The sequence below is a fragment of the Eikenella corrodens genome (assembly GCF_900187105.1).
Lineage (GTDB): Bacteria > Pseudomonadota > Gammaproteobacteria > Burkholderiales > Neisseriaceae > Eikenella > Eikenella corrodens.
Window position 1 is genome coordinate 989,230 of record NZ_LT906482.1, and the last position, 24,320, is coordinate 1,013,549.

At 56.8% G+C, this 24,320-nt stretch carries 24 protein-coding genes; 4 read left to right on the plus strand and 20 right to left on the minus strand.

Annotated elements, in window-relative coordinates; genetic code table 11:
• Positions 1-237 precede the first annotated feature (237 nt).
• A complete protein-coding gene (locus CKV94_RS04970) occupies positions 238-891 on the plus strand; it encodes an IS1595 family transposase (protein ID WP_095114604.1) in 654 nt (217 codons plus the stop codon).
• 38 nt (positions 892-929) lie between these two features.
• On the opposite strand, the gene CKV94_RS04975 is transcribed toward CKV94_RS04970, so the two are convergent.
• The 6 genes from CKV94_RS04975 to hemA form a co-directional block, all read right to left on the minus strand.
• Positions 930-2,279 (minus strand): TIGR00341 family protein, encoded by a 1,350-nt coding sequence (locus CKV94_RS04975; RefSeq protein ID WP_003824477.1) that lies wholly within the window; start codon positions 2,277-2,279, stop codon positions 930-932.
• 233 nt (positions 2,280-2,512) lie between these two features.
• Positions 2,513-4,825, minus strand: a complete 2,313-nt coding sequence (locus CKV94_RS04980) for an MMPL family transporter (protein ID WP_003824479.1) — start codon at positions 4,823-4,825, stop codon at positions 2,513-2,515.
• Positions 4,818-6,473: an AMP-binding protein gene (locus tag CKV94_RS04985; protein ID WP_035581094.1), complete on the minus strand. Its 1,656-nt coding sequence runs from the start codon at positions 6,471-6,473 to the stop codon at positions 4,818-4,820. Before CKV94_RS04985 ends, CKV94_RS04980 begins: the two co-directional genes overlap by 8 nt.
• 164 nt (positions 6,474-6,637) lie before the next feature.
• Positions 6,638-7,420 (minus strand): PhzF family phenazine biosynthesis protein, encoded by a 783-nt coding sequence (locus tag CKV94_RS04990; protein ID WP_003824482.1) that lies wholly within the window; start codon positions 7,418-7,420, stop codon positions 6,638-6,640.
• An 87-nt stretch (positions 7,421-7,507) separates the two neighbouring features.
• Positions 7,508-8,104, minus strand: coding sequence for a LolA family protein (locus CKV94_RS04995; RefSeq protein ID WP_003824483.1), 597 nt, complete (start codon positions 8,102-8,104; stop codon positions 7,508-7,510).
• 159 nt (positions 8,105-8,263) lie between these two features.
• Positions 8,264-9,520 (minus strand): glutamyl-tRNA reductase, encoded by a 1,257-nt coding sequence (hemA, locus tag CKV94_RS05000; RefSeq protein WP_003824485.1) that lies wholly within the window; start codon positions 9,518-9,520, stop codon positions 8,264-8,266.
• Positions 9,521-9,646: 126 nt separating this feature from the next.
• Here hemA and pdxH point away from each other — a divergent pair, with 126 nt between their 5' ends.
• On the plus strand, positions 9,647-10,279 hold the full coding sequence (pdxH, locus tag CKV94_RS05005) for a pyridoxamine 5'-phosphate oxidase (RefSeq protein WP_003824487.1): 633 nt from the start codon (positions 9,647-9,649) through the stop codon (positions 10,277-10,279).
• Positions 10,280-10,399: 120 nt separating this feature from the next.
• On the opposite strand, the gene CKV94_RS05010 is transcribed toward pdxH, so the two are convergent.
• Positions 10,400-11,980: an inorganic phosphate transporter gene (locus CKV94_RS05010; protein ID WP_003824488.1), complete on the minus strand. Its 1,581-nt coding sequence runs from the start codon at positions 11,978-11,980 to the stop codon at positions 10,400-10,402.
• Between CKV94_RS05010 and CKV94_RS11525 the strand changes: the two genes are divergently transcribed.
• A complete protein-coding gene (locus CKV94_RS11525; protein WP_003824489.1) occupies positions 11,979-12,101 on the plus strand; it encodes a hypothetical protein in 123 nt (40 codons plus the stop codon). The genes CKV94_RS05010 and CKV94_RS11525 overlap by 2 nt on opposite strands.
• Before the next feature lie 43 nt (positions 12,102-12,144).
• Here the strand turns inward: CKV94_RS11525 and galU are convergent, their stop codons facing one another.
• The 12 genes from galU to CKV94_RS05070 all read right to left on the minus strand — a co-directional run bounded on the left by galU (position 12,145) and on the right by CKV94_RS05070 (position 23,240).
• Positions 12,145-13,029 carry a UTP--glucose-1-phosphate uridylyltransferase GalU gene (galU, locus tag CKV94_RS05015; protein WP_003824490.1) on the minus strand — a complete coding sequence of 295 codons (885 nt, stop codon included), beginning with the start codon at positions 13,027-13,029 and terminating at the stop codon, positions 12,145-12,147.
• A 134-nt stretch (positions 13,030-13,163) separates the two neighbouring features.
• Positions 13,164-14,450 (minus strand): glutamate-1-semialdehyde 2,1-aminomutase, encoded by a 1,287-nt coding sequence (gene hemL / locus CKV94_RS05020; RefSeq protein WP_003824491.1) that lies wholly within the window; start codon positions 14,448-14,450, stop codon positions 13,164-13,166.
• 259 nt (positions 14,451-14,709) lie between these two features.
• Positions 14,710-15,027, minus strand: a complete 318-nt coding sequence (locus CKV94_RS05025; RefSeq protein ID WP_003824493.1) for a hypothetical protein — start codon at positions 15,025-15,027, stop codon at positions 14,710-14,712.
• A gap of 128 nt (positions 15,028-15,155) precedes the next feature.
• Positions 15,156-15,950, minus strand: a complete 795-nt coding sequence (locus CKV94_RS05030; RefSeq protein ID WP_003824494.1) for a 3'-5' exonuclease — start codon at positions 15,948-15,950, stop codon at positions 15,156-15,158.
• Between the two features lie 283 nt (positions 15,951-16,233).
• Positions 16,234-16,650: a hypothetical protein gene (locus CKV94_RS05035; RefSeq protein ID WP_095114605.1), complete on the minus strand. Its 417-nt coding sequence runs from the start codon at positions 16,648-16,650 to the stop codon at positions 16,234-16,236.
• 29 nt (positions 16,651-16,679) lie between these two features.
• Complete coding sequence (locus tag CKV94_RS05040) at positions 16,680-17,333, minus strand: IS1595 family transposase (protein WP_157727250.1); 654 nt, start codon at positions 17,331-17,333, stop codon at positions 16,680-16,682.
• A gap of 38 nt (positions 17,334-17,371) precedes the next feature.
• The gene (locus CKV94_RS05045; protein WP_003824498.1) at positions 17,372-17,962 is read right to left on the minus strand and encodes a hypothetical protein; all 591 of its coding nucleotides are present in this window, start codon (positions 17,960-17,962) and stop codon (positions 17,372-17,374) included.
• A gap of 425 nt (positions 17,963-18,387) precedes the next feature.
• On the minus strand, positions 18,388-19,395 hold the full coding sequence (locus CKV94_RS05055) for an IS5 family transposase (protein WP_095114606.1): 1,008 nt from the start codon (positions 19,393-19,395) through the stop codon (positions 18,388-18,390).
• A gap of 31 nt (positions 19,396-19,426) precedes the next feature.
• Positions 19,427-19,603: a hypothetical protein gene (locus tag CKV94_RS11125; protein ID WP_157727251.1), complete on the minus strand. Its 177-nt coding sequence runs from the start codon at positions 19,601-19,603 to the stop codon at positions 19,427-19,429.
• 60 nt (positions 19,604-19,663) lie between these two features.
• The gene (locus tag CKV94_RS05060; protein ID WP_003824502.1) at positions 19,664-20,080 is read right to left on the minus strand and encodes a S24 family peptidase; all 417 of its coding nucleotides are present in this window, start codon (positions 20,078-20,080) and stop codon (positions 19,664-19,666) included.
• Between the two features lie 13 nt (positions 20,081-20,093).
• Complete coding sequence (locus CKV94_RS05065) at positions 20,094-22,370, minus strand: Tex family protein (RefSeq protein ID WP_003824503.1); 2,277 nt, start codon at positions 22,368-22,370, stop codon at positions 20,094-20,096.
• 135 nt (positions 22,371-22,505) lie between these two features.
• Entirely contained in the window at positions 22,506-23,240 is a 735-nt protein-coding gene (locus CKV94_RS05070) for an SMI1/KNR4 family protein (RefSeq protein WP_003824504.1), read from the minus strand.
• A 228-nt stretch (positions 23,241-23,468) separates the two neighbouring features.
• Here CKV94_RS05070 and yjgA point away from each other — a divergent pair, with 228 nt between their 5' ends.
• The gene (gene yjgA / locus CKV94_RS05075; protein ID WP_023887506.1) at positions 23,469-24,026 is read left to right on the plus strand and encodes a ribosome biogenesis factor YjgA; all 558 of its coding nucleotides are present in this window, start codon (positions 23,469-23,471) and stop codon (positions 24,024-24,026) included.
• A gap of 37 nt (positions 24,027-24,063) precedes the next feature.
• Here the strand turns inward: yjgA and CKV94_RS11130 are convergent, their stop codons facing one another.
• Entirely contained in the window at positions 24,064-24,282 is a 219-nt protein-coding gene (locus CKV94_RS11130; protein WP_003824507.1) for a hypothetical protein, read from the minus strand.
• Between the last annotated feature and the right edge of the window lie 38 nt (positions 24,283-24,320).

A 24,320-nucleotide genomic window follows, 5' to 3' on the forward strand; every position in this document is an offset into this window, starting at 1 on the left:
GGTCTCCTTAGGGATGGGGGTGTGGGTTTCAGGTAGCCTTTCAGACGGCCTGGAAGGCTACCTGAAAATCGTGGGATAAGGTTTGCGCGGCATCAATATATAAAACCGTATGGGTTTAAGTTTCAGACGGCCTTTTTGTAGTAGCGGGCAGGTTTCGTCATTCATAATTCACACTAAGGGAGGCTGGGCAAAATATTTGGGGCTGACGTAGATTAGCAGTCATGCTAGTCTACAAAAATGCAGATAACCAATTGTAAATTAAGCAAGAGAGTTCAAAAGAAACTACTTGAATTTTTTGTACTCCAAGTTACCGCCCGTTCCGCTGCCGATATTTTAGACATTCAGCCCAACTCCGCCATTCTGTTCTACCGCAAAATCCGTATGGTCATCAGCCATCATTTGGCCTTGGCTACCGATGAGGTTTTCAATGGCTCCGTCGAGTTAGACGAAAGCTATTTCGGCGGACGGCGTAAAGGCAGACGTGGTCGCGGTGCTGCAGGAAAAGTGGTTGTCTTTGGCATTTTGAAACGCAACGGACGGGTCTATACTGTTGTCGTGGATAATGCCAAGTCTGAAACGTTACTCCCTGTCATCAAAAAGAAAATCATGCCGGACAGCATTGTTTATACCGATAGTCTGAGCAGCTACGACAAGTTGGACGTGAGCGGTTTCATCCATCACCGCATCAACCATTCCAAGGAATTTGCAGACCGCCAGAACCACATTAACGGCATTGAGAATTTTTGGAATCAGGCAAAACGCGTCTTACGTAAATATAACGGAATCGATCGCAAATCCTTCCCGCTGTTCTTGAAAGAATGCGAATTTCGGTTTAACTTCGGCACACCGTCCCAACAGCTTAAAATCCTGCGGGAGTGGTGTGGAATTTAGGGCTAATCTACGTCAGCCCCAAATATTTTGGAGAATGGCTATTTGTCCAAAACTTTGGTATTGACCAACAAGCGTACCGCTGTACCTTCATAACGCTGGTTCAACCACGCCTGTAACCGTTCGCGGTCTTTGGCGGGCAGAGGTTGGGTGAATTCGAGCAAAACCACGACGATATTGTTATTGATGTCCGCCGGTTTGTTTTGACTGCTTTCAGGCTGCTCCTGTGTAGCGGGTGCCGTTTGCGTTTTCTCCCAAACCACGCTGCGTCCGACAACGATTTTTTCCGCTTCGGGATATTGGGCCTTTATTTCCCTCAGTACTGCTGTATCTACGCTACTGGCGGCTTTATCTGTCAACCCTTCTTCTGTTTCTTCACCGTCTCCCCCCGCATAGGCTATTTTCACTTGCGGCTCTTTTACGCCTGCCGCTTCCAGACTTTTAACCAGCAGGGCGGTAATTTTATCGGCATTTCCCGTTCCGTTAACAATCAGCTCGACCGCATGCTGTTTGTGGTTCAATATCTTACGTAGCACCAAGAACCCTTCATGTTGCTGCACGGTGGCGATGGCGGCGTTGGCTTTGGTGTTGAACAGTTCCTGACGTACCAACTCTGAGGCCATATAGCCGCTCGGAATCATCACCGCCAGCACGATGGCAGTAATAATAATACTGTGCAGCCTGCGTTTGGATTCGGTTACCAGCTCCCTGCGCGGCAGCTTGAGCAGTTTGGAAACCAGCAAGGTGGCAAAAGCGATGAATACACAGTTGATGGAAAACAGATAAAAAGCACCGAAAAAATAGTGCCAGTTACCGTGTGCCAATCCGTAACCCGCAGTACACAGGGGCGGCATCAGTGCGGTGGCAATCGCCACGCCCGGTATGGCGTTGCCTCCTTCTTTTCGGGTCAGGGCCACAATGCCTGCGCCACCGCCGAAAAAGGCAATCAACACATCCCAGATGGTCGGCTGAGTACGCGCCAAAAGCTCGCTTTGCGCTTCTTTCAGCGGAGTGAGCAGGAAATACAGTGTGGCAGTAACCAAACTGATGGCGACGCATACGGTAAGATTGCGCACCGCTTGGCGGATCAGTGCAGTATCGCCTACCGCCAAACCGTAACCCACACCGACAATCGGCCCCATCAACGGGGAAATCAACATGGCTCCAATCACTACCGCCGTGCTGTTCACATTCAAGCCGATACTTGCCACCGCAATGGCAAACATCAATACCCACATGTTGGTTCCCGACGCCTGTGCATTGGCCCGGATGTCGGCATCGATTTTGTCGGGATGCGCTTGGTCATAGTCAAGGCTGAACACATCTTGCAGCTTGGCCATGGCGTTGTTGTCTTCTGCTTCTTGATTTTTATTATTCTCCTGTTCTTGCATCTACTTATCCTTAAATCTTAACGATGAGTTTTGAATGCTGTGCCAACAATTGCAATCAAATATCGGCAGCACACTTTTCAGTTGATTAAAGCCATCTTTATAGCTTTGAAGAAACTCCGACTTGGCTTGGCCAAAATATCGATCCATTCCGTTGAAGTTCACGCTTTAGCTTCACAGAAATTCACTTTGCGCATTTTAACAGTGTTGAAGCTCACGCTTTCAGGTAGCCTTTTTCAGACGGCCTCCCGCTCCGCACCTTCCTTCTTCAACAGCCAGGCCGAGAGCAATACGTTCAGCCCCACGCCGAGCGATACGGTGATGCCGAAGGCGGCGACGGCGGGGGTGGTGCTGATGGCGAGCAGCAGGAAGGAGATGGCGGTGGTGAGGGCGGCGAGGAGGATGCCGCCGAGTTTGGCGGCGGGGGTTTCGCGGGCGGTGAGGGCGTAGACGGCGTAGTCCGCGCCCACGGCGGCCACCAAGAGCAGGCCGAACATGGCGAACAGGCTGATGGGCAGGCCAAGCCAGCCGAGCAGGCCGACGGTGGCGGCGGCGGAAATCAGCGGCACGGCGAGGATGAGGCTGCCGCGCCGTGCGCCAAAGATGCGCCACAGCACGAGCCAGGCCAGGGCGAAGGAGGCGAGTTTGAGCCAGGCGGCGTGGTTGCGGGTGTGGCGGAAGAGTTCGTTCAGATGGGCGCGTTTGTCCACCAGCCGGGCGCAGGTGCCTCCTTGGTTGCAGGGCAAGGCGGAGAGTGCGGTTTGCACGGCGGCGGCATCGTTCAGGCCTTGCACGCGCACGAGGGCGGCTTCTTGGCCTTGGATGTTGCCCAGATAGAGGGTGCGCCAGGCTTCGGCGGTTTGCCCGCTTAAGGCTTGATCAAGCGGGACGACGGGCTGGGCGGCGGCCTGTTGCAGGGCGGTTTGGATGGTGTCGGGCTTCAGGCCGAGTTGCAGCATGGGGTCGGCCGACGGGGCGGGCTGCGCGGCCAGATGGCGCAGTTGGGCGAGCAGGGCTTGCTGCTCTTCGGCGGGCAGCAGCCATTGGTTGAGCGACTGCACGCCGCCGAGGCCGCCTTTGCCGACCAAGGGTTGCAGGGCGGTTTCCACTTGCGCGCTGCGGCGCAAGAGTTCGTCTGCGTTGCCGGCCTGCACGAGGATGCTGCGGCCGCCGGTGTCGTTGCCGCTGATGTCGGCCACTTGGCGCATTTCGGCGATGAGCCGGGGCGACAGAGCCGCCCAGTCGCGGATGTCGTCGCGCCAATCGGTTTTCAGGTAGCCTGCGGCGGCCAGCGGCAGGACGGGCAGGAGCAGCCAGTGCAATCGGGCGGCGGCGAGCTGGTGCATGGCGGCGGCAAACCGGGCGGCGCGGGGGCGGTAGCCGCGGAACAGCAGCGGCAGCAGGAGCACGGTGGCGGCAAACGCGCCGCCGAGCGCGGCCACGGAAAACACGGCGGTTTGGCGCAGCACGGGCAGCGGGGTGAAGGCGAGCAGCAGGTAGCCGGTGGCGGTGATGCCCAGCCCGGCGAGGAAGGCGGGCAGGACGCGGCGCATGGCTTCTTTGGCCGCCCAGTCGGGAGAAAACACCGAGGGCGTGAGCCAGTGCAGCGGGAAGTCCACCAGCATCCCCACCAGGCTGGTGCCGATCACGACGGTGAGGATATGAATCTGCCCGAACGCGCCCACCACGGCCGCTGCGCCGAGCAGCATGCCCGCGCCCAGCGGCAACACCAGCGCAAACACGCGCGGGCTGCGGAACACGGCCAGCAGCAGGGCGAAGGTGAGCGTCAGGCCGATGGTGGACATCAGGCCGCTTTCGCGTTCGGATTGGGTTTTGGCTTCGGCGGCAAACAATGCGCCGCCGGCGGCCAGCAGGCGGTAGCCGCCGCGCTCGGCTTGGGCGCGGGAATCGGCCAGAAGCGGCAGCAGGCGTTCGGCCTGATCGGCGGCGGCTTTTTCAGGTAGCCTGGCGCGCAGCCACACCCAAGTGATGCCGTCTTGTTCGCTATACATCATGCCGTTGCCGCTGTGCCATTGCAGGCGGCTAGAAGGCTGTTTTTGCTGCACGAAGCGGGCGAAGCCGAGCCAGTCGTCTTCCAGCGGCACGATTTGCGCGGCAAACGGGTTGGCCGCGTCTTCGGCGCGTTGTTGGAAATAGGCGGCGGGGTCGTGCAAGAGCAGTTGTTGCTGTTCGCGCGGCAGGGCGTTCACGCCGAGGCGGCGGATTTCCTGCCGTAGTTGCGCCAAATCGGGGTTCAGGCGGCTGTCCACCGCGGCGAACAGGCCGCTTTGCTGCCAGCGGCCGGCCACTTGTTCGGCGGCGACGAAGGCGCGATCGGCATCTTCGCTGCCCACCAAGAGCAGGATTTGGCCGTTGAGCTGTTTTTCGCCCGCTTCGTCTGCCGCGCGCCACACCGCGTCCACCTGCGCATCGGCGGGCAACAGCGCGGTGAGGTCGGTTTGCAGACGGCCTCCCTGCGCTATCCCCCAGCCCAGCCACGCGGCGGCGAAGGCCAGCAGCAGGGCATACAGCCACGCGAGCCTAGTCATGCAGCGCCACCCTGCCCGAAGCGCAAGGCGTGTCGCCCTGCCTGATGGCGAAATGGATTTTGTTTTTCGCCGCGTCGTGCCGCAGCGTGAGCTGCACGGTGTCGTGCGGGCGCACAAAGTGCTGGTATTTCAGGTTTTCGATGTGTTGCACCGGTTTGCCGCCCCAGTCGAAGCGTGCCGCCAAGTCCATCGCCCACTGCACTTCAATCACGCCGGGCACCAGCGGGAAATCGGCGAAATGGCCGCCGAAATAAGCCAAATCCAGTGGCACCGTGCCTTCAAACGCATATTCGCGCGCTTCTGCGTTTTCGTGCAGCACAGCCCATTGCGGCGCGGTTTGCGGCACGGTAAAGGCCGTCTGAAAATCCTGTTCGCGGATTTTCGCCTGCGGGTTGCGCGGCAGGGCGGTGGCGAAACGCCAGTAGCGCGGCAGCGCGGCGGTGTCTTGCGTTTTGGCCAGATGCTGTTTCAGGGTTTGCACCACGGCGGCGCGCCCCTGCTCGCGCAGCGCGGCAATGCCTTCGGCGGAAAGTGCCGCCCAGGCGGCAATCCGGCCGTGCTGCGGATGGCGGGCGCAATGCGCGTCGGCCACCCAGGCGTGGGCGAGCAAATCGTGCTCCAGCTGCGAGAGCGACACGCGCTTGTCTTCCAGTTTGATGATGCGGTCTTGGCGGCCGAGCAGCTCCAATCGGCGGCCGTCCAGCCGCACCGCATCGGCGGTTTGCCGCACCCCGCCGCTCCACGGCGAGGCTACCTGAAAAATATTTTCTTCGTTTACCGAAGCCTCCACTGCGGGCAGCAGTTCCCACGCACCGCCCTGCCGCAGCGCGATGACGCCGGTTTCCGTGCTGCCGTACACATCGTGCGGGGCAAAGCCCAGCTTCTCTTGCAGCAGCGCGGTGGTGGCCTCCGGCAGCATCCCGCCCGCGCTGATGATGCCGCGCACATTCTGCCGCAGCCGCGCCCAATCGCGCCCCTCGCCCAAGCGGTTCAACAGCGCGGGGCTGGCAATCCACACGCATTCGCGGCGCGAATCGGCCAGCAGCAATTCGGGATACACGCACTGCCGCCGCCCGATTGTCCAGCCCGCCGCCAGCGACACGAACACGCGGAAGGTCAGCCCGTATAAATGCTGCGGGCTCACGCTGCCCGCCACCGCCAGGCCGCGCCAGCTTTCAGGTAGCCTTTCGGCCAGTGCCGCTGCTTCGGCCAACATTTGCGCGCGCGTTTTGGCCTCCACCTTCGCCTCGCCCGAAGAGCCGGAAGTTTTCAGATACAGCACGTTTTCAGACGGCCATTCCAACGCTTCCGCCGGCGCGGCCGCCTGCTCCGCCGCCCCGTCGTACAGCCAGAGGCCGTCTGAAACTTCCGGCACGTCGCTCAACCACACCGCCCCGCCCGCTTCCGCCCAACGGCGGTTTTCCTCCGCCAGATTCGGCGGCAGATACACCTCCGCCCCGGCCAGCCACGCGGCCAGCAGCGCGGAAGCAAAGCGCGCCGCATCGTCAAACCACAGCGCGGCGGCCCGCACATTGTGCGCACGCAAACGCGCGGCCAGCGAGAGCGTGGCGGCGGAAAACTGCGAGGCTGTCCAGCCTTCGGCCAACAGGGAATCGGGGGAACGGTTTAAAAGCGGGAGTATGGGCATGGTTTCGGGTTGGATACTGGATAAGGGATGGGTGGTTTTCAGGTAGCCTTTAAGGCTACCTGAAAACATTAAAATAGCAGGTTGGGCTATTGGGTTCGATCTTTCGGCATATTCGTGCGGGGGGTTGTTGGGTGCAGATCCTTATGGTCACGGCGGCGGTTTGTTCAGACGAAAATTTCTGATTGGGCAAACAGCACAGCCTGGCCGCTTAGGATGACGCGCCCGCTGTTGAGCTGCCCGTGCAGCACCCCGCCGCGTGCCGAGGCTTGATAGCCGATAAGCTCATTTTTACTTAGTTGTTCTGCCCAGTAGGGGAAGATATGGCAGTGCCCGGTGCCGCATACCGGATCTTCTGCCACGCCATATTTGGGGGCAAACGAACGGGAAACGCAGTCGTAATCTTTGCCGGGAGCGGTAACATGCAGCAACTCGCCATCCAGTTCGAGCATGGCGGCAAAGTCGGGTTTTATGGCGCGAATTTGAGCTTCGTCTTCAAATACGCACAATAAATCCCGCCCCATATACGCCGCTTTTGGGGTGCAGCCCAACACATCGGCGATATTGGTTGGGATTGCAACCGGCTTTAACGGGAAGGCCGGAAAATTCATGGCAAATTGCCCGTTTTCTTTACACACGGTTAGCACACCGCTGCGGGTGTGGAAATGCCATTCGCTGCGCTCAGATGGCACAAAACGATCGATAACGAAGGCGGTAGCAAGCGTGGCGTGTCCGCATAAATCGATTTCGCGTTTTGGCGTAAACCAGCGCAGGGCAAAATCTTCGCCTTGCGGCACGACAAATGCGGTTTCGGAAAGATTGTTTTCGGCGGCGATGCGGCACATCAATTCGTCGGGCGGAAACTGGTTCAGCAGGCAAACGGCAGCAGGGTTACCGCTGAACACTTGGTTGGTAAAGGCATCAACAGTATATTGCTTGATGGTTTTCATGATGACTCCTTCGGTTGGTTTCAGATGGTATGAGCAGGCTACCTGAAAACACCGCTTTCGTGTCGTTAAAAGCAATGTCGGGTTGGTTTATTCGCCCAAGGCCTGCTGGGCGGCGGGGCTGAGCGGCTGGTTGGTTTGCAGCTGGTTAAACTGCATCACGGTGCGGTCGCCCTGTTTTTCGTCCAGCTCCACTTTCTGCACCAGCTGGCCGCCGTTGATAACGATTTTGTTAAACACCTGGCGCATCACGGCGGTTTTCGGGGTGAGGGTGAGCTGCCATTGTTGGGCGTTGCCGGAAAGGGCGAGGTTGAAGTGGCGCTGTAATTCGGCGGTGTCGCCGCCGAGCACGGCCATGAAGAGTTTCACTTGTGCGGCCTGCGCGGTTTGGCTGCCGTTGGCGCGCCACTGGCCTTGCGCGTCTTGGCGGCTGATGCCGTCGCGGCGCACGCGCAGTTTCATTTCAAACGGTTTTTGCAGATGCCAAAACAGACCGCGGCCGGGGCGCAGGGCGAAGCGGCCGCGGGTTTGTACGGGTTTGTCCATCGAGCGTAAAAAACGCTGCTGGGTAAACCCGCCTTGTACGCTCTGTGGGGCTTGCAGCTGAGCGGTGAGCTCGGCAGTGCTGAAGGCGAGCGCAGGGAGGGCGGCAAGGGAGATGAGGAGGCTGAGGAGGAATTTTTTCATAGTTTCCGGGGTAATGCGGGGGAGTGGGAAGAGAGTCGTAGTATAGTGGATTTGCGGGCAATGCGTGTGGGAGCTTGCCTGAAAATGCGATGGTTTTGCATATGTAAAGAGGCTACCTGAAGTTTTTCAGGTAGCCTCTTCTAACTGGCAACCAAGCCTTTAAGAACGCAGCTTATCCAAGCTGTACACCTGCACCAAGGCCTCGGTGAGGTGGGCGGTTTGATTGTCTACTTTGGAAAGCGCGCTGGTGGGGGCGTGCAGGAGTTTGTTGGTGAGCTGTACCGAAAGCCGCTCGAGCACTTCTTCAGCGGGCACGCCTTTGGCCAGCAGGCGGGTGGCGTTGTCGAGCACTTGTTGGCGGGCGCGTTCGCCTTCATCACGTAGGGAGCGGATCAGCGGCACGCTTTGGCGGCGGCGCTGCCAGCTCATGAATTCAGCCACTTTGCTATCCACCATCTGCTCGGCTTCGGCGGCAGCACGCTGCCGGGCGGCCTGGCCGCTGCTCACTACCTGCATCATGTCGTCTACCGTATAAAGATAGGCATCGCCCAAATCGGCCACTTCGGCTTCGATATCGCGCGGCACGGCTAAATCGAGCAGGAAAACGGGGCGGTGGCGGCGTTCGCGCAGGGCGCGTTCCACCATGCCTTTGCCGATAATCGGCAGCTGGCTGGCGGTGGAGGACACAATCACGTCGTATTGATGCAACCGCTGCGGCAGTTCGCTCAACGGGCAGGCGGCGGCGGGAGCAGCCAATTTATTGCACAATTCCTGCGCGCGCTCGGCGGTGCGGTTAGCCACGGTGATGCCGCGCGGCGATTTGGCGGCGAAATGGGTGGCCACCAATTCAATCATCTCTCCCGCGCCCACGAATAAAATATTCAATTCACCGATATCAGGAAAAATGCGGGCGGCCATTTTCACTGCGGCGGCGGCCATGCTCACCGAATTTTCGCCCACTGCCGTGCTGGTGCGCACTTCTTTGGCAATGGCGAAGGTTTTTTGAAACAGGGCATGCAGGGTGGAAGCTACCGTTTGCTGCTCCTGCGCCACACGCACGGCGTTTTTGATTTGACCGAGAATCTGCGGCTCGCCCAGTACCATGCTGTCGAGCCCGCAAGATACGCGGAAGGCATGGCGCACGGCTGCTTCGGTTTGGTAGCGGTAGAGGTAGGGTTCCAGCGTGCTGTTGGGAATCTTGCGGTAGTTGGCCAGCCAGCGCACAATATCGTCCGGTTCGCCCACGCAATAGAGTTCGGTGCGGTTGCAGGTGGACAAAATCACGGCTTCTTCAGCCGTGCGGCTGCCCACAAGCTCACGCAATGCTTCAGGCAGCGCGGCGGCAGCAAAAGCCAACCGCTCACGTATGCTTAACGGAGCGGTTTGGTGGTTCAAGCCGATGGCGGTAAGCTGCATGGCGGATTATCCCAAAAACCGAAACTGCGCTATTATAGCCAAACCGCACCGGATGGTGAATAAAATCTTTTAATAACTTCAAGATGATAGTATTTATCAGTTAGCAATTTGAGAAAGGAGAAACCGATGGATTTGCACAATATCCGCGAAGACTACAGCAAACAGGAGCTTTCCAAGGCCGATTGCACCAATACGCCGCTGCCGCAGTTTGAAAAGTGGCTGAACGAAGCTATTCATTCCGCCGCCAAAGAGCCCACCGCCATGAGCGTGGCCACGGTGGACGAAGCCGGCCGGCCCAATAGCCGTATCCTGCTGTTGAAAGAGGTAAACGACCGGGGCTTTGTGTTTTTCTCCAACTATCAAAGCCGCAAAGGCCGCGCGCTGGCGGCACATCCATTTGCCGCGCTCACCTTTTTCTGGCCGGAGCTGGAGCGGCAGGTGCGCGCCGAAGGGCGGGTGGAAAAACTGGACGCCAAATCTTCAGACGAATATTTCGCCAGCCGCCCCTACACCAGCCGTTTGGGCGCGTGGGCTAGCGAGCAGAGCAGCGTGATTGCCGGCAAAAGCATCATCGTGGCACGTGCAGCGGCCGAAGCGGTGAAACACCCCCTGCACGTACCGCGCCCGCCACACTGGGGCGGTTATCTGCTGATTCCCGACCGGGTGGAATTCTGGCAAGGCCGCCCCAGCCGCCTGCACGACCGCATCCAATACCGCCTGGAGGGCGATAAGTGGATTAAAGAGCGGCTTGCGCCGTAGTTTGGCTGCATAAGAGAAAGGCTACCTGAGCAATGGTTTTCAGGTAGCCTTTTCACAGTTGGGTCGTACGAGCAGCAGACTACCTGAAACATGCTAGGATCTTTTCAGGTAGCCTTTTCGCTAAAACACCGCGTTCAGCACAATAAAGCAAATCGAAGCCAGCAGGCCGGCGGCCGGCACGGTAATCACCCAAGCTAGGGCGATTGGCTTCATCAGTCGCCAGTTGGCGTTGCGGTTTACCAACCCGATGCCGAGCACGGCGCCCACGAGGATGTGGGTGCTGGATACAGGCAGCCCCAGCGCGGAGGCCAGCATCACAACGGTGGCGGCGGATAGCTCGGCCACGAAGCCGGAAGAGGGGTGCATTTTGGCTAGGTTTTCACCCACGGTGGCAATCACTTCCCGACCGATAAACCACAGCCCCACCACCAGCGACACGCCGAAGGTGAGCATGGTAATCGGCGGAATGTCGCCGCTGCTGCCGATGGTGCCGCTGCGTAGCACGTCCATGATGGCGGCAAACGGGCCGATGGCGTTAGCGATGTCGTTTGAGCCGTGGCTGAAGGCGAAACAGCAGGCGGTGAATACTTGCAGCCAGCTGAACATGATGAAGGTGGCACGGTCGAGGTTGGCGCCGGTTTTCAGGGTGCGGGCGTAGGCAAATGTGCCCATCCACAATACCGCGCCCACCATGCCGACGATTAACAGGTTATCCAGTGTGCTCAGGCCTAAGTTGAGGTGTTTCAGGCCTTTAAACAGCAGCATCGCGGCCATCACCATGCCGCCCACTGCGCCAGCCAGCGGCACCCATAGGCGCAGGGCACGGAAGGCATTGATTTCGTCTTTGCGGCAGTCGATTTCGTGCAGGCCGCGATAGTAGTCGGACGCCAGCTCTTCGGGCTGGTAGTTACCTTCGTTGTAAAGCTGGGCATCGTGCACGATGGTGGCGGTGTAGGCCATCTGCTGCAATTCGCTCATCTGCTCGAAGCGGGTTTTGTGTTCTTTTTTGTAGGCCAATTTCTGCTTGCGCAGGCGTTGCACATGGCGGCTGGAGGCCACGTTGTAGCCCAGAATATAGGTTTTGATGTTTTTAAACACCAAATAGGAAGTGACCCCGCCCAAGAGCGGCGAGAGCACCCAGGAAATGGCGATTTCGCCGATTTTTTCCCAGCGAACCATGTTCAAGCCAGCCAACCCGCTGTTGTAAAAGCCCAAAACCATTGCTGCGCCCACGATGCCGCCGATGATGGAATGCGTGGTGGATACCGGCAGGCCTTTTTGCGAAGCAAACAGCAGCCACAGCGAGGCGGCGGCCAACGCGGCCATCATGATGTAGACAAACTGCACCGGCTCCAGCGACATGCTGCCCAAATCCACAATGCCGTTGCGGATGGTGTCGGTTACGCCGCCGCCGGCCAGCATTGCGCCGCTCACTTCAAACACTGCTGCCACAGCCAGCGCTTGCGGGATGCTCAGCGTACCGGCGCCAACTGAAGTGCCGAAGGAGTTGGCCACATCGTTGCCGCCGATGTTGAACGCCATAAAGATGCCGAACAGCGCCGCGAGAATAAACAGCGCGGAATGGTGGTGTTGTATATAGCCCAGCCCCCAATAGATGAAATAGCAGGACACGCCGAACAACAAGGCCATACCGAGGAAGTTGACGCTTTTCAAACGCAGCGAGGCAGAAGAACCGGCCATGATGAAAATCTTTACAAACAAAATGTTGAATACGGCAGCCGCAGCAATTCATGCTGCAGCCGAACAAACGGCGCAATTATACCAAACCAATTTGTGCTGCATGCAAAAACAGGCTACCTGAAAGCAGCGCTTCAGGTAGCCTGAGATACAGAATGAGCGGATTGCTACACTTTTGCCTGACTGTATTCCTGCAATAACGTGCGGAACGCTTCCGCCGTTTCCGGGTGTTTCAGCCCGTAGGCCAGCGTGGCTTCCAGGTAGCCCAGTTTGCTGCCGCAGTCGTAGCGTTTGCCCGCAAAAGCGTGTGCCAGCACCGGTTCGTGTTCCAACAGCTTGGCGATGCCGTCGGTGAGCTGGATTTCGCCGCCCGCGCCACGCCCTACAGTTTGCAGCAGGGAGAAAATGCGCGGCGTGAGGATGTAGCGCCCCACCACAGCCAGGTTGGACGGCGCTTCTTCCGGCTTCGGTTTTTCCACAATGCTTTGAATGCGCTGATATTGCTGCCACGGCGATACTTCCACGATGCCGTAGGAGCCGGTTTGCGAAGGCGCTACGGTTTCCACGCCCAGCACGCTGTTGCCGGTTTGGCGGTACACCTCGGCCATCTGCGCAATCGCGCCCTGCGGCGCGTCGATTAAATCGTCGGCCAGAATCACGGCAAAAGGCTCGTTGCCCACCGCCGCGCGGGCACACAGCACGGCATGCCCCAAGCCCAAGGCCTCGGCCTGGCGGATATACAGGCAGGTAACGTCGGGCGGCAAAATATCGCGCACATGCGAGAGCAGCGCGGTTTTGTGGCGCTGCTCCAGCTCGGTTTCCAGCTCGTAGGCTTTGTCGAAATGGTCTTCGATGCTGCGTTTGTTGCGGCCGGTAACGAACACCAATTCGGTGCAGCCGGCGGCCACGGCCTCTTCCACTGCGTATTGAATCAGCGGCTTATCCACAATCGGCAGCATTTCTTTGGGGCTGGCCTTGGTGGCGGGCAGAAAGCGCGTGCCCATCCCGGCCACGGGAAAGACGGCTTTTTTAATTGGAACGGGATTTTCCATGGTTTTGCTTCGATATAGGTTGGAAAGATGCCGCATTATAGCAGCGGCTGAACATAGGATGTTTTAAAGGCTACCTGAAAACATAAGCTTCAACGCAGCGTTTCGTTTCAGGTAGCCTTTAAACCGCGTACAGATCAAGAAGCCATGTGTTCCAACACATCTGCTGCGATTGCCACGGTTTCCGCCACCAGTTCTTCCGTGTGTGCTGCCGACACAAATGCCGCTTCGTAGGCTGAGGGGCCGAAGGCCACGCCGCGGTCGAGCATGCCGTGGAAGAAGGTTTTGAAGGCTTCGATATTGGAGGCGGCCATATCGGCATAGTTCTGCGGCAGGCTACCTGAAAAATACAGGCCAAACATGCCGCCCACGCTGTCGGCGGTGAAGGCGATGCCGGTTTGCGCTGCTGCTTGTTTCAGCCCGTGCACCAGCTGTTCGGTGCGTGCGGTAAGGTTTTCGTAGAAGCCCGGGTGCTGGATGATTTCCAGTGTTTTCAAGCCTGCCGCCACGGCCACGGGATTGCCCGAGAGCGTGCCGGCCTGATACACGCCGCCCAATGGCGAGATGCAGTCCATGATTTCACGCTTACCGCCAAAGGCCGCCAGCGGCATACCGCCGCCGATGACCTTGCCCATGGTGGTTAAATCGGGCGTGATGCCGTGTAGCGACTGTGCGCCGCCAAGCGCCACGCGGAAGCCGGTCATCACTTCGTCGTAAATCAACACCGCGCCGTGTTTGGTTGTCAGCTCGCGCAGGGCACGGATGAATTCGCGCGTTGGGCGTACCAGGTTCATATTGCCGGCAAACGGCTCCAAAATCACACAGGCGATTTGGTTGCCGGCTTGGGCGAAGGTTTCTTCCAGCTGGGCTACATTATTGTATTCCAACACTAAAGTATGTTTGGTGAAATCGGCGGGCACGCCGGCGGAGGAAGGGTGGCCGAAGGTGAGCAGCCCGCTGCCGGCTTTCACGAGCAGGCTGTCGGAATGGCCGTGGTAGCAGCCTTCGAATTTCACGATTTGGTCGCGCCCTGTGTAGCCGCGTGCCAAACGGATAGCCGACATGGTGGCCTCGGTGCCGGAGCTTACCAGCCGCAGCCGCTCTACACTGGGCACCAAGCGGCAGATTTCTTCGGCAATTACGATTTCGGCTTCAGTGGGTGCGCCGAACGACAGCCCGCCTAAAGCCGCTTCGCGTACTGCTTCCAACACTTCCGGATGCGCGTGCCCCACGATAGCGGGCCCCCACGAGCCGACATAATCGATATAGCGTTTGCCGTTTTCGTCCCACACAAAAGCGCCCTCGGCCCTTTTGATAAAGCGCGGTACACCGCCCACGCTGCCGAAGGCGCGCACAGGCGAATTCACGCCGCCGGGAATCACGGCTTTGGCGCGGGTGAAGAGTTGTTCGTTGCGGTCGGTCATGGGGAAATCCTTGCGAGGGAAATAGAAACAGGCAGATTTTAGCAGATTACGGCGGCGGGCTTGGGCAGGCTACCTGAAAGATGATACGGGCAGAAGGGATTGATCCGAGAATACGAACAAGGCTACCTGAAACTTTAGCTTGGTCAGAACTCAGCCTTCGCCGGCTCAGGCATCATCCCATTTTGCTGAAGCTACGTTTTCAGGTAGCCTCTTGAAAGCCATCTGCTGTTGTTCTAAGCAGACACAGCACCGGTTGGGTTCAGCGTTTCCGCCGTTTGCCAGTTTTCGGGGTAGCGATAGGCGGAGTGTGCCGCAACCGCACATAATTGATGGCATGCCACAAGCAGATAATGGGCAGAGCCAGCAACATAGCCGCTATCGGGGCTAGCAGCCAGATATACCAAACCAGTGTGCCGAAGTGCCACCGGCTTAGGGCAAGGCACAGCGGCGTAAACAGGCAGATGAGCCCGAAGGCGAGCTTCGGGTATCGGCTGAATGTGTTTTCCAGTATCCACTCAAACAGCACCTCTATGGGGAGGAAGACGAGACGGAGCAGAAGTTCAAAGAGGAAATCCATGTGTTGGACGAGAAGTATGGGGGCGGTTTGTGGTTTTGCCGGACATGAATTGCCGGACTATTTGGATTTATGCGAAATCATCTGACTAAAGGCTACCTGAAATTTCAGGTAGCCTTTTGGTTTGTATTTCAACGCCATGCGGCCAGGAATTCCTGCCAATGCACTTTGTCTTCTTGAGTTTTCAGGTAGCCTTTGAGCCGCCTGATTTCCATTTCGTATTCATCGGCATCGGCTGCGCCGCTCATCAGGCGGAAGCGTTGGAACATGAGGTAGGTGTTGGCGGCGTCGGTTTCGCAGTAGTTGCGGATTTCGCGCAGGCGGCCTTCGTGGAAGGCCTGCCACACTTTGCTGCCGTCCATGCCCAGCTTGCCGGGGAAGCCGCACAGCTTGGCCATGTCGTCTAAAGGCACGCTGGCGCGGGGCTGGTAGAGGGCAAGCAGGTCCATCAGGTCGCAATGGCGGTTGTGGTAGCGGTTGATGTAGTTGTTCCACTTGAAGTCGCGGCTGTCGCCGAAATCGCCCTCGCCGGTGTCCCAATAGCGGGCGGCGGAGAGGCCGTGAATCAGGGCGCGGTAGTGCAGCACGGGTAGGTCGAAGCCGCCGCCGTTCCAGCTCACCAGCTGCGGCGTATGATTTTCGATCAGCTCAAAAAATTTGGCGATAATGGTTTCTTCGCTGTCACCGATTTCACCGATGGTGCCCACATGGATTTTATCGCTACCCCAGCGCATACAGCAGGAAATGGCCACCACCTGCTGCAAATGATAGGGCATGAAATCGCTGCCGTTGTGCGTGGCGCGGCGCTGCTGCTGCGCCCAAGCCACCACGTCGGCATCGGGCGTATCGGCCGGCAGGCCGTGTAGCAGGCGGATACCGTTGGCATCGGGAACGGTTTCGATATCGAAGGCGAGAATCGGAGTCATGATGGGGCGGCTTTGAGGGTGGGGACGGCATGGATTGTGGCACGAAGCGGGGGTTTCGCCAAGGTTGGTTTGTGGGTTTCAGGTAGCCTGCGGCTGCTTGGCCAAATCGCTGCAATTAAATTGCAGGCACGGCCTCAATTCCTAATGGAACCTTTTATTTGCACATCCTGAATCAGCTGTGAAAAAAGAGCCACAAATTGCTCTGCAGCTCTTTTTGATACCCGCTTTACCGCTTCAACTTCGCCAATGTATCCGCCTTCACAGAATGTGTGATTCTGCACCGCTAGATAGTTCCATCTTTCCCATCCGATAAAATCCCTTTTGTGACCAGATATTTTGCCATAGCGTCATCATCCAGCACTTCGTCAAACTCGCTCAAATAACGGTGAGGGTTCTTGTGGTCGTATTCGGTGATGGTTGTGAGGAACTGGGAAAAATCGCGGTTTTTTTCGGCCAATTCATACATCACCGCATAATCCATTTGCTTTTTATACTGTGCGGGTGACAGGATTTCGCTTTGGCTGAGGTTGGCCGCGTCCAGCAAAATGATGCCGATGCCGAAACTTTGGCTGAGTTTCTGTAAGGCTTCGCGGAACTCGCCGTCCTGCGGCACGGACAATGCTACCAAATAGCCTTCGTTCGCCCAGCTGGAATTGCTGACTGCTTGGAAAAAGTATTCTTTATAATTGCCGAAATCCAAATATTTTTTGGGGCTGTACTAGATTAGCCCTAAATTCCACACCACTCCCGCAAGATTTTAAGCTGCCGGGATGGTGTGCCGAAGTTAAATCGAAATTCGCATTCTTTCAAGAACAGCGGGAAAGATTTGCGATCGATTCCGTTGTACTTGCGTAAGACGCGTTTTGCCTGATTCCAAAAATTCTCAATGCCGTTAATGTGGTTCTGGCGGTCTGCAAATTCCTTGGAATGGTTGATGCGGTGATGGCTAAAACCGCTTATGTCCAACTTGTCGTAGCTGCTCAGACTATCCGTGTAAACAATACTATCCGGCATAATTTTTTGTTTGATCACAGGCATCAAAGTATCGGACTTGGCATTATCCACCACAACAGTATAGACCCGTCCGTTGCGTTTCAGAATGCCGAAGACAACCACTTTGCCTGCCGCACCGCGACCACGTCTGCCTTTACGCCGTCCGCCGAAATAGCTTTCGTCCAACTCGACGGGCCCCTCGAAAACCTCATCGGCAGCCAAGGCCAAATGATGGCTGATGACCATACGGATTTTGCGGTAGAACAGGGCTGCCGAATTGGGATGGATACCCAAAATATCGGCGGCAGAACGGGCGGTAACTTCGAGTACAAAAAAGCGGAGCAGTTCTTTCTGTACTTTCTTCCTTAATTTGCAGTGTGTTATCTTCATATTTCGAGGGTAACATATCTGCTAATCTAGTACAGCCCCTATTTTTTTATCTCGAACGAGAAAATCTTAATCGGCAGGCGGTCAAACTTCCGCATCCAGGCTTGCAGGCTGCCATGTTCGTAATCGGCATATTCGAATTGTACGCCCACCATATCGGGATAGAGCCATTTATCCGCGCCTTTTTGGCTTTTGCCGCTTTTTTCGTGGAATATGGTGCGCGACTGTGCGGCAAAAACGGGATGTTCTGCCAGAAACTTGCACAGCAGCGGATGCAGGTCGCGCTCGTGGAATCGGGCTCTTTTCGTTTGGATAGTGGGTGGCAGGACATCGGTGTTTTCGGGCAGCGGCAAAGCTTTCAGGCTACCTGAAAATGCCTGCCGCAGGGAGAACAGCTTGGGGCGGCTGCCCTGCGCCGTGATTTTGCCGTCGGGCTTTTTCGCTTCTACATACAACACCGCGCCGACGGTGTCCCACGGCGTTTTGCCGATGGACGGCAGGCCTTGTTCAGGGTTGTAGCTATCCAGTTCGGCGTACAGCCGGTTTTGTTCGATAAATCCCCAAATTTCGGATGCGCTGGCGGGGTGTGCCAACTGTTGCAGCGCATACAGCGTGAGTTCGAGATAGGTCATGTTTTCTCTTTCTTTCAAAAAATAAAAAATACTGGCCGTTGGCTTTGCAGGCTACCTGAAAAAGCAGCCTGCACATTCAGTCTGCCGCTTGGCTGTTATCGGATATCGGTAAATACAAACAGGTTTAAATATAAAGAGATATCTATCAATATCACAGTAGCGATATATGCCGCCAACGTTGCCGCATGAACGGCTCGGTTTTTCCGGGTGCGGCACAGGAAAAATACGGACGTCAGGCTGCCGGCAATGATGACGTTCAGAGCCATCAAGGTGATGTGGAGACCTTTGCAAAAAAGCCCTTCCCCCGACAGCCAGAACCCAAACACAGGTTTTCGGCTGTTTCCCTCCCCCAATACCTCCTGTTTTACCCAAATACCCCCTTAATCCTCCCCGGATACCCGATAATCAGGCATCCGGGCCGCCTTTTAGGCGGCAACAGGCACACTTAGCCTGTTAGCCGCTTTCAACAGGCTCAAACACATCGCCTTCAGATGGCTTTGCGCACTCACTTTAATCAGTCCGAAATAGGCTGCCCGCGCGTAGCGGAATTTACGGTGCAGCGTACCGAAGCTTTGTTCGACCACATAACGGGTCTTCGACAAATATCGGTTGCGTTTGGTTTGCGCTTCCGTCAGCGGGCGGTTGCGGTGGGCTTTGCGCATAATGCCATCCTGCAGTCGACGCTCTTCCAGATGTTGCCGGTTTTCCGCACTGTCGTAGCCTTTATCGGCATAGACGGTTGTGTCTTTGGCTATTCCTTCCAGCAAAGGCAACAGGTGGTTGCACTCATGGGTATTGGCGGGGGTGATGTGCAGTTTCTCGATATAGCCTTCCTCATCGGTGCGGGTATGTTGTTTGTAACCGAGTTTGTAGAGGCCGTTTTTCTTTGTCCAACGGGCATCTTTATCTTTACTCGGTGTGGTTTGGCCGCTGACTTGTCCTTCTTCATCGACTTCTATGGCCTGACGCTGTTTGCTGCCGGCGGTCTGAATAATGGTGGCGTCAATGACGGCGGCGGATGCTTTCTCTACTTTTAGGTTTTTTTCGGTCAGTTGGCGGTTAATCAGTTCCAGCAATTCGGACAGGGTGTCGTCTTGCGCCAGCCAGTTGCGGTAGCGGCATAAGGTGCTGTAATCGGGGATGCTCAACTCGTCAAAACGGCAAAATAGGTTGAAATCGATGCGGGTGATGAGGCTGTGTTCGAGTTCGGGATCGGAGAGGCTGTGCCATTGTCCGAGCAGGACGGCTTTGAACATGGATAACAGGGAATAGGCGGGACGGCCGCGGTGGTCTCGAAGGTAACGGGTTCTTTGACGATTCAGGTACTGTTCGATCGGTTGCCAATCAATCACTTGATCCAACTTCAATAGTGGGAAGCGGTCGATGTGTTTGGCAATCATGGCTTGTGCGGTTTGCTGGAAGAAGGTGCTCATGAGAAATCCCCTAAATGTCTTGGGTGGAAATTTAGGGGATTTTGGGGAATTTTGCAAAGGTCTCGTATGCGCCAATCGTTACCCCGCTACTGTTGTCATATCCTGCAAATTTGTTCAGGAAATGGAGCGCGTCCCCTATGCGGCTCACCGTTGCCCAAAGCCCGAATAGCGAAATGGCTAAGTTGAGATAAGCGATGAAGGAATGCATGATGTGCTCGTTATACGGAATGTTCGGTATTTTACTCAAACGGATGGTGTGCAGGCTGCTTTACGGAAACGTCCGCCACACGCCGCGCACGCGGCCGAGCACGTTCAGGCGGTTCAGGTCTTCGCCCGAGATTTCCATATCGGCGTAGTCGGGGTTGTCCGCCATCAGGATGATTTTGTCCAACAATACCTGCACGCGCCGCACCCAGCGATGTGCGCCGATTTCCAGGCAGTAGATTTTGCCGTCTTTCAGAATGGTATCGGACAAATCGGCCAGTATCAGGCATTCGCCTTCAAAGGTCGGCTTCATGGCGATGCCGTCCGCCATAAAAAAGCCGCAATTCTCCAAATGGATGCTGAGCCGGTCGGCCAGTTCGTTGGAGAGTGCCAAAGGTGCAGGCTGCTTTTCTGCTTGGTCGATGGGTTTGTCGCCGTTGCCGATCAGGCGGGCGGGAATGGCGGAAGGGGTTTTGCTCATGCCTCTCTCCTGTTTATCTTTTCAACTTCGCCAGCGCATCCGCCATCGCCGAATTTGCAGGCTGCTTTTCGCGCGGCGGCTTGCCGGAGCGGCTGTTTGCGCCGCGTTTTTCGGTTTCAGGTAGCCTTTTGCCGTGCTTCTCCGCGCCCGCCTCGTCATCCAAGCGCATGGTCAGCGCAATCCGTTTTCTGGCGGCATCGACTTCCAGCACTTTCACTTTCACCACGTCGCCGGCTTTCACCACTTCGCGCGGGTCTTGGACGAACTTATTGGACAGGGCGGAGATGTGCACCAAGCCGTCCTGATGGACGCCGATGTCCACGAACGCGCCGAAGTTGGCGACGTTGGAGACCACGCCTTCGAGTATCATGCCGACTTGCAAGTCGCTGATTTCGTGGATGCCTTCGGCGAATGAGGCCGTCTGAAACTCGCCGCGCGGGTCGCGGCCGGGTTTTTCCAGCTCGGACAGGATGTCCAAAATGGTCGGCAGGCCGAAGCGTTCGTCGGTGAAGTCGGATGCTTTGATTTGCTTCACGCGCTCGCGGTTGCCGATGAGTTCGGCGGCGGTAATGCCTTGTTGCGCCAGCATTTTGGCAACGACAGGATAGGCTTCGGGGTGGACGGCGCTCGCGTCCAGCGGCTCTTTGCCGCCGTTAATCCGCAAAAAGCCTGCCGCCTGCTCGAAGGTTTTTTCGCCCAAACGCGGTACTTTCAGCAATTTTTTGCGGCTGTCGAATGCGCCGTTTTCATCGCGGTAGGCGACGATGTTTTGGGCAAGGGTTTGATTCAAACCGGAAATCCGCGCCAAGAGCGGGGCGGAGGCGGTGTTTACGTCCACGCCGACGGCGTTCACGCAGTCTTCGACCACTGCGTCCAGCGATTTGGCGAGCTGGCTTTGGTTCACGTCGTGCTGATACTGCCCCACGCCGATGGATTTGGGGTCGATTTTGACCAACTCGGCAAGCGGGTCTTGCAGCCTGCGGGCGATGGACACCGCGCCGCGCAGGGAAACGTCCAAGTCGGGGAATTCGCGCGCCGCCAGTTCGGACGCGGAATAAATCGACGCGCCGGCTTCGGACACGACGATTTTGTGCAGGCTGCTTTCGGGCATTCCGCGCACCAGTTCGCCCGCGATTTTGTCGGTTTCGCGGCTGGCAGTGCCGTTGCCGATGGCGATGAGCTTCACGCCGTGCTGTTTAATCAGGCGCGACAGCGTTGCCAACATATTGTTTTCTTGATGTAAATAGACAATTACGGTATCCAGCAGCTTGCCCGTGTCGTCCACCACGACGCATTTCACGCCGTTGCGGTAGCCGGGGTCGAGGCCCAGCGTGGTCAGTCGTCCGGCGGGCGCGGCGAGCAGCAAGTCTTTGAGATTACGGGCGAACACGGTAATCGCGTCGGTGTCGGCGGCTTCTTTCAAACGATTTAGGGCTTCAAGTTCCAGCGACAAAAAGATTTTCGCGCGCCAAGTCAGGCGCACGGTGTCGCGCAGCCATTTGTAGTCGTCTGAAACCTTGAAACAGCGGGCGATGATTTGCTCGTATTCGCTTTGCTGGGTAATCGGCGTGTCGTCGGGCTGGTATTTGAGCGCGATGTTCAACACGCCTTCGTTGCGGCCGCGCAAAACCGCCAGCGCGCGATGGCTGGGCATGGCGCGGACAGGTTCGCGGTGGTCGAAATAATCGCTGAATTTTTCGCCTTCGGTTTCTTTGCCTTCAACGACTTGCGCGTGGATTTCGGCTTCGTTCCACAGCTTGTCGCGCAGCGTGCCGATGAGTTCCGCGTCTTCGGCAAACTGCTCCATCAGAATCGCGCGCGCGCCGTCCAGCGCGGCTTTGGCGTCGGGGACGTTTTCGTTCAGGTAGCCTTGCGCGGCGGCTTCCACGTCCTGCGGCTGCTCGGCAAGCAACACGTCCGCCAGCGGCTGCAAACCGTGTTCGCACGCGATTTGCGCCTTGGTACGGCGTTTGGGCTTGTAGGGCAGATACAGGTCTTCCAGCGCGGTTTTGTTGTCGGCGGCTTCGATTTGCGCCCTGAGGTCGTCTGAAAGCTTGCCTTGCTCTTCAATGCTTTTTAAAACAACGGCTTTGCGCTCTTCCAACTCGCGCAGGTATTGCAGCCGCTCGGCAAGCTGGCGCAACTGCGTATCGTCCAGCCCGCCCGTGGCTTCCTTGCGGTAGCGGGCGATAAACGGCACGGTCGCGCCGTCGTCCAAAAGCTCGACGGCAGCGGTGATTTGCGCGACGGTGGCGGAGAGTTCTTGGGAGAGGATTTGGGTGATGTTCATTAGTTATTTCCCATGAAAATTTCAATGTATTGTATTAAAAGTGGTGATTTCAATTTGTTCGCTTGTGTAGAGGAATGTCGAGAAGATAGGCAACAAGTGCGTAAGAAAATCGGATTGTTGTGGCTTGTATCTGAATCAAAACAGCAGGATTTCAGATGGGTCAAGCGGCGATGTCGCCAGCTTATTCCTCATCATATTCTTCGTCATAAGAAGTGTAGAGCCAATTGCCCCAGCCAAACAGTTCGAGCAGTGTGTCAAAGCGGTCTTGGTCGGCGGTGCCGATAAATACGCCGCTTGCGTTGCCATTTTCGGCGAAGCAAAGCAGGATGATTTCTGAAAGCCGTCGGTGTAGAAACGTTGATTCTCTTGGCGAAGTTCTATGATTTCGGTGTGGTTTTGTTGGATAAACCGTGCGGCTTGGGCATCTATTGATTCCTCGTCCATGATGTTGGCGCAGTAGCGTAGACCGCCCATGGTGGCGTTGGTGCAAGCCAATTCTAGCAGTAGGGCACTGGTGTCGGGCAGGTGCGGCTGCCATTCGTAGCTTTCGGTTTCACCGGTATAAAAGCCGATATGGACAGGCGGGTTGTCTTGCGCCAAATCGGCTCTGGCAATGCCGCACAGAAACACGCCTTGGTTTTCTTCCATCAGCACCAGATAATCGCCGTCAAAATCTATCTTTTCTAATAGCAACAATCGATTAAACGATTGATTAACCGCTTCGCTGCCGCCTAATGTAAGCAGATATTTGCGCAAGACGGCAGGAAAGCGGATGCCTAGGCGTTGTTCGGCAGCGGTGATTTTGGCTTCGGGCAAGCAGCAGGGGAAATTGAGCTGATAGAGGGCGGATATATGTTTTAGATAATCCATGGTTGAGGCCGGAGGCTACCTGAAAAGGCAAAAGACGGATTATGCCATATATCGTAATATAGCAAATCAATGCACTTTCGATACAAGGCAAGCCAACGCCGTATTTGGAGTTAAGTTGATTTGCTATAACTATTTTCAGGTAGCCTTCCTACTTAAACTCAGGCTACCTGAAAGCCGCCGTGCGCAAACTTTGCTAAAATGCCGCCAACTTTTTCTATGGAAACCGCTATGCAACAGCAGCCAGACGACCAGCAGGAATGGGTGAGCAAAACCCGCCGCAAAAAAGAAATGCACGATTTGCAGGATTTGGGCATGCAGCTTGCCCGCCTTTCCGGCGATACCTTGAAGAAAATCGAATTGCCCGAGGAATTGCGCGAAGCCATTGCCATGTATAAAAAAATCAACAGCAACGGCGCGCTCAAACGGCAAACGCAATACATCGGCCGCCTGATGCGCGATCTCGATCCGGAACCGATCCGCGAGTTTCTCGACAAACTGCAGGGCAGCCACGCTGCCTACAACGCGTTCTTGCAGCGTGTGGAACAGATGCGCGAAACCCTGTTGGAAAACGACGATGCGCTCACCGACTTCCTGCGCGATTACCCCGCTGCCGAAGCCGGCCAGTTGCGCACCCTGATCCGCAACACGCGCAAGGAACGCGAGCAGGCCAAGCCGCCCAAACACTTTCGCGCGCTCTACCGCTACCTGAAAGAAGCGATGGAGGCGGATAATCCCGCCGCAGACGCGCCGGAGGCGGAAGACGGGCAGGGCGGGGAGCAGGAATAAGCGGTTTGGCCCGAGCTAGCAAGAAAGCAAGAAAAGGCTACCTGAAAAACGGTTTTCCAGTTTTCAGGTAGCCTTTATTTTGTTTGCCGGTGGTGTCGGGGCGAGGTGATAGCGGATGAAAATCAAAATGGGGCAGGGCGAGCCAATGCCGTATTGAATCCGCTATGCTGCGGCCAGCCGGGCTTGGTTGAACATCGCAGTTCCATCCTTTTGATTTCGCTGTTTGGGATATGCTGAACAGGGGGAGGGCATCCATCCCGAATGTGGCTTAACCTTGCCGTTTCGGCAAACGCG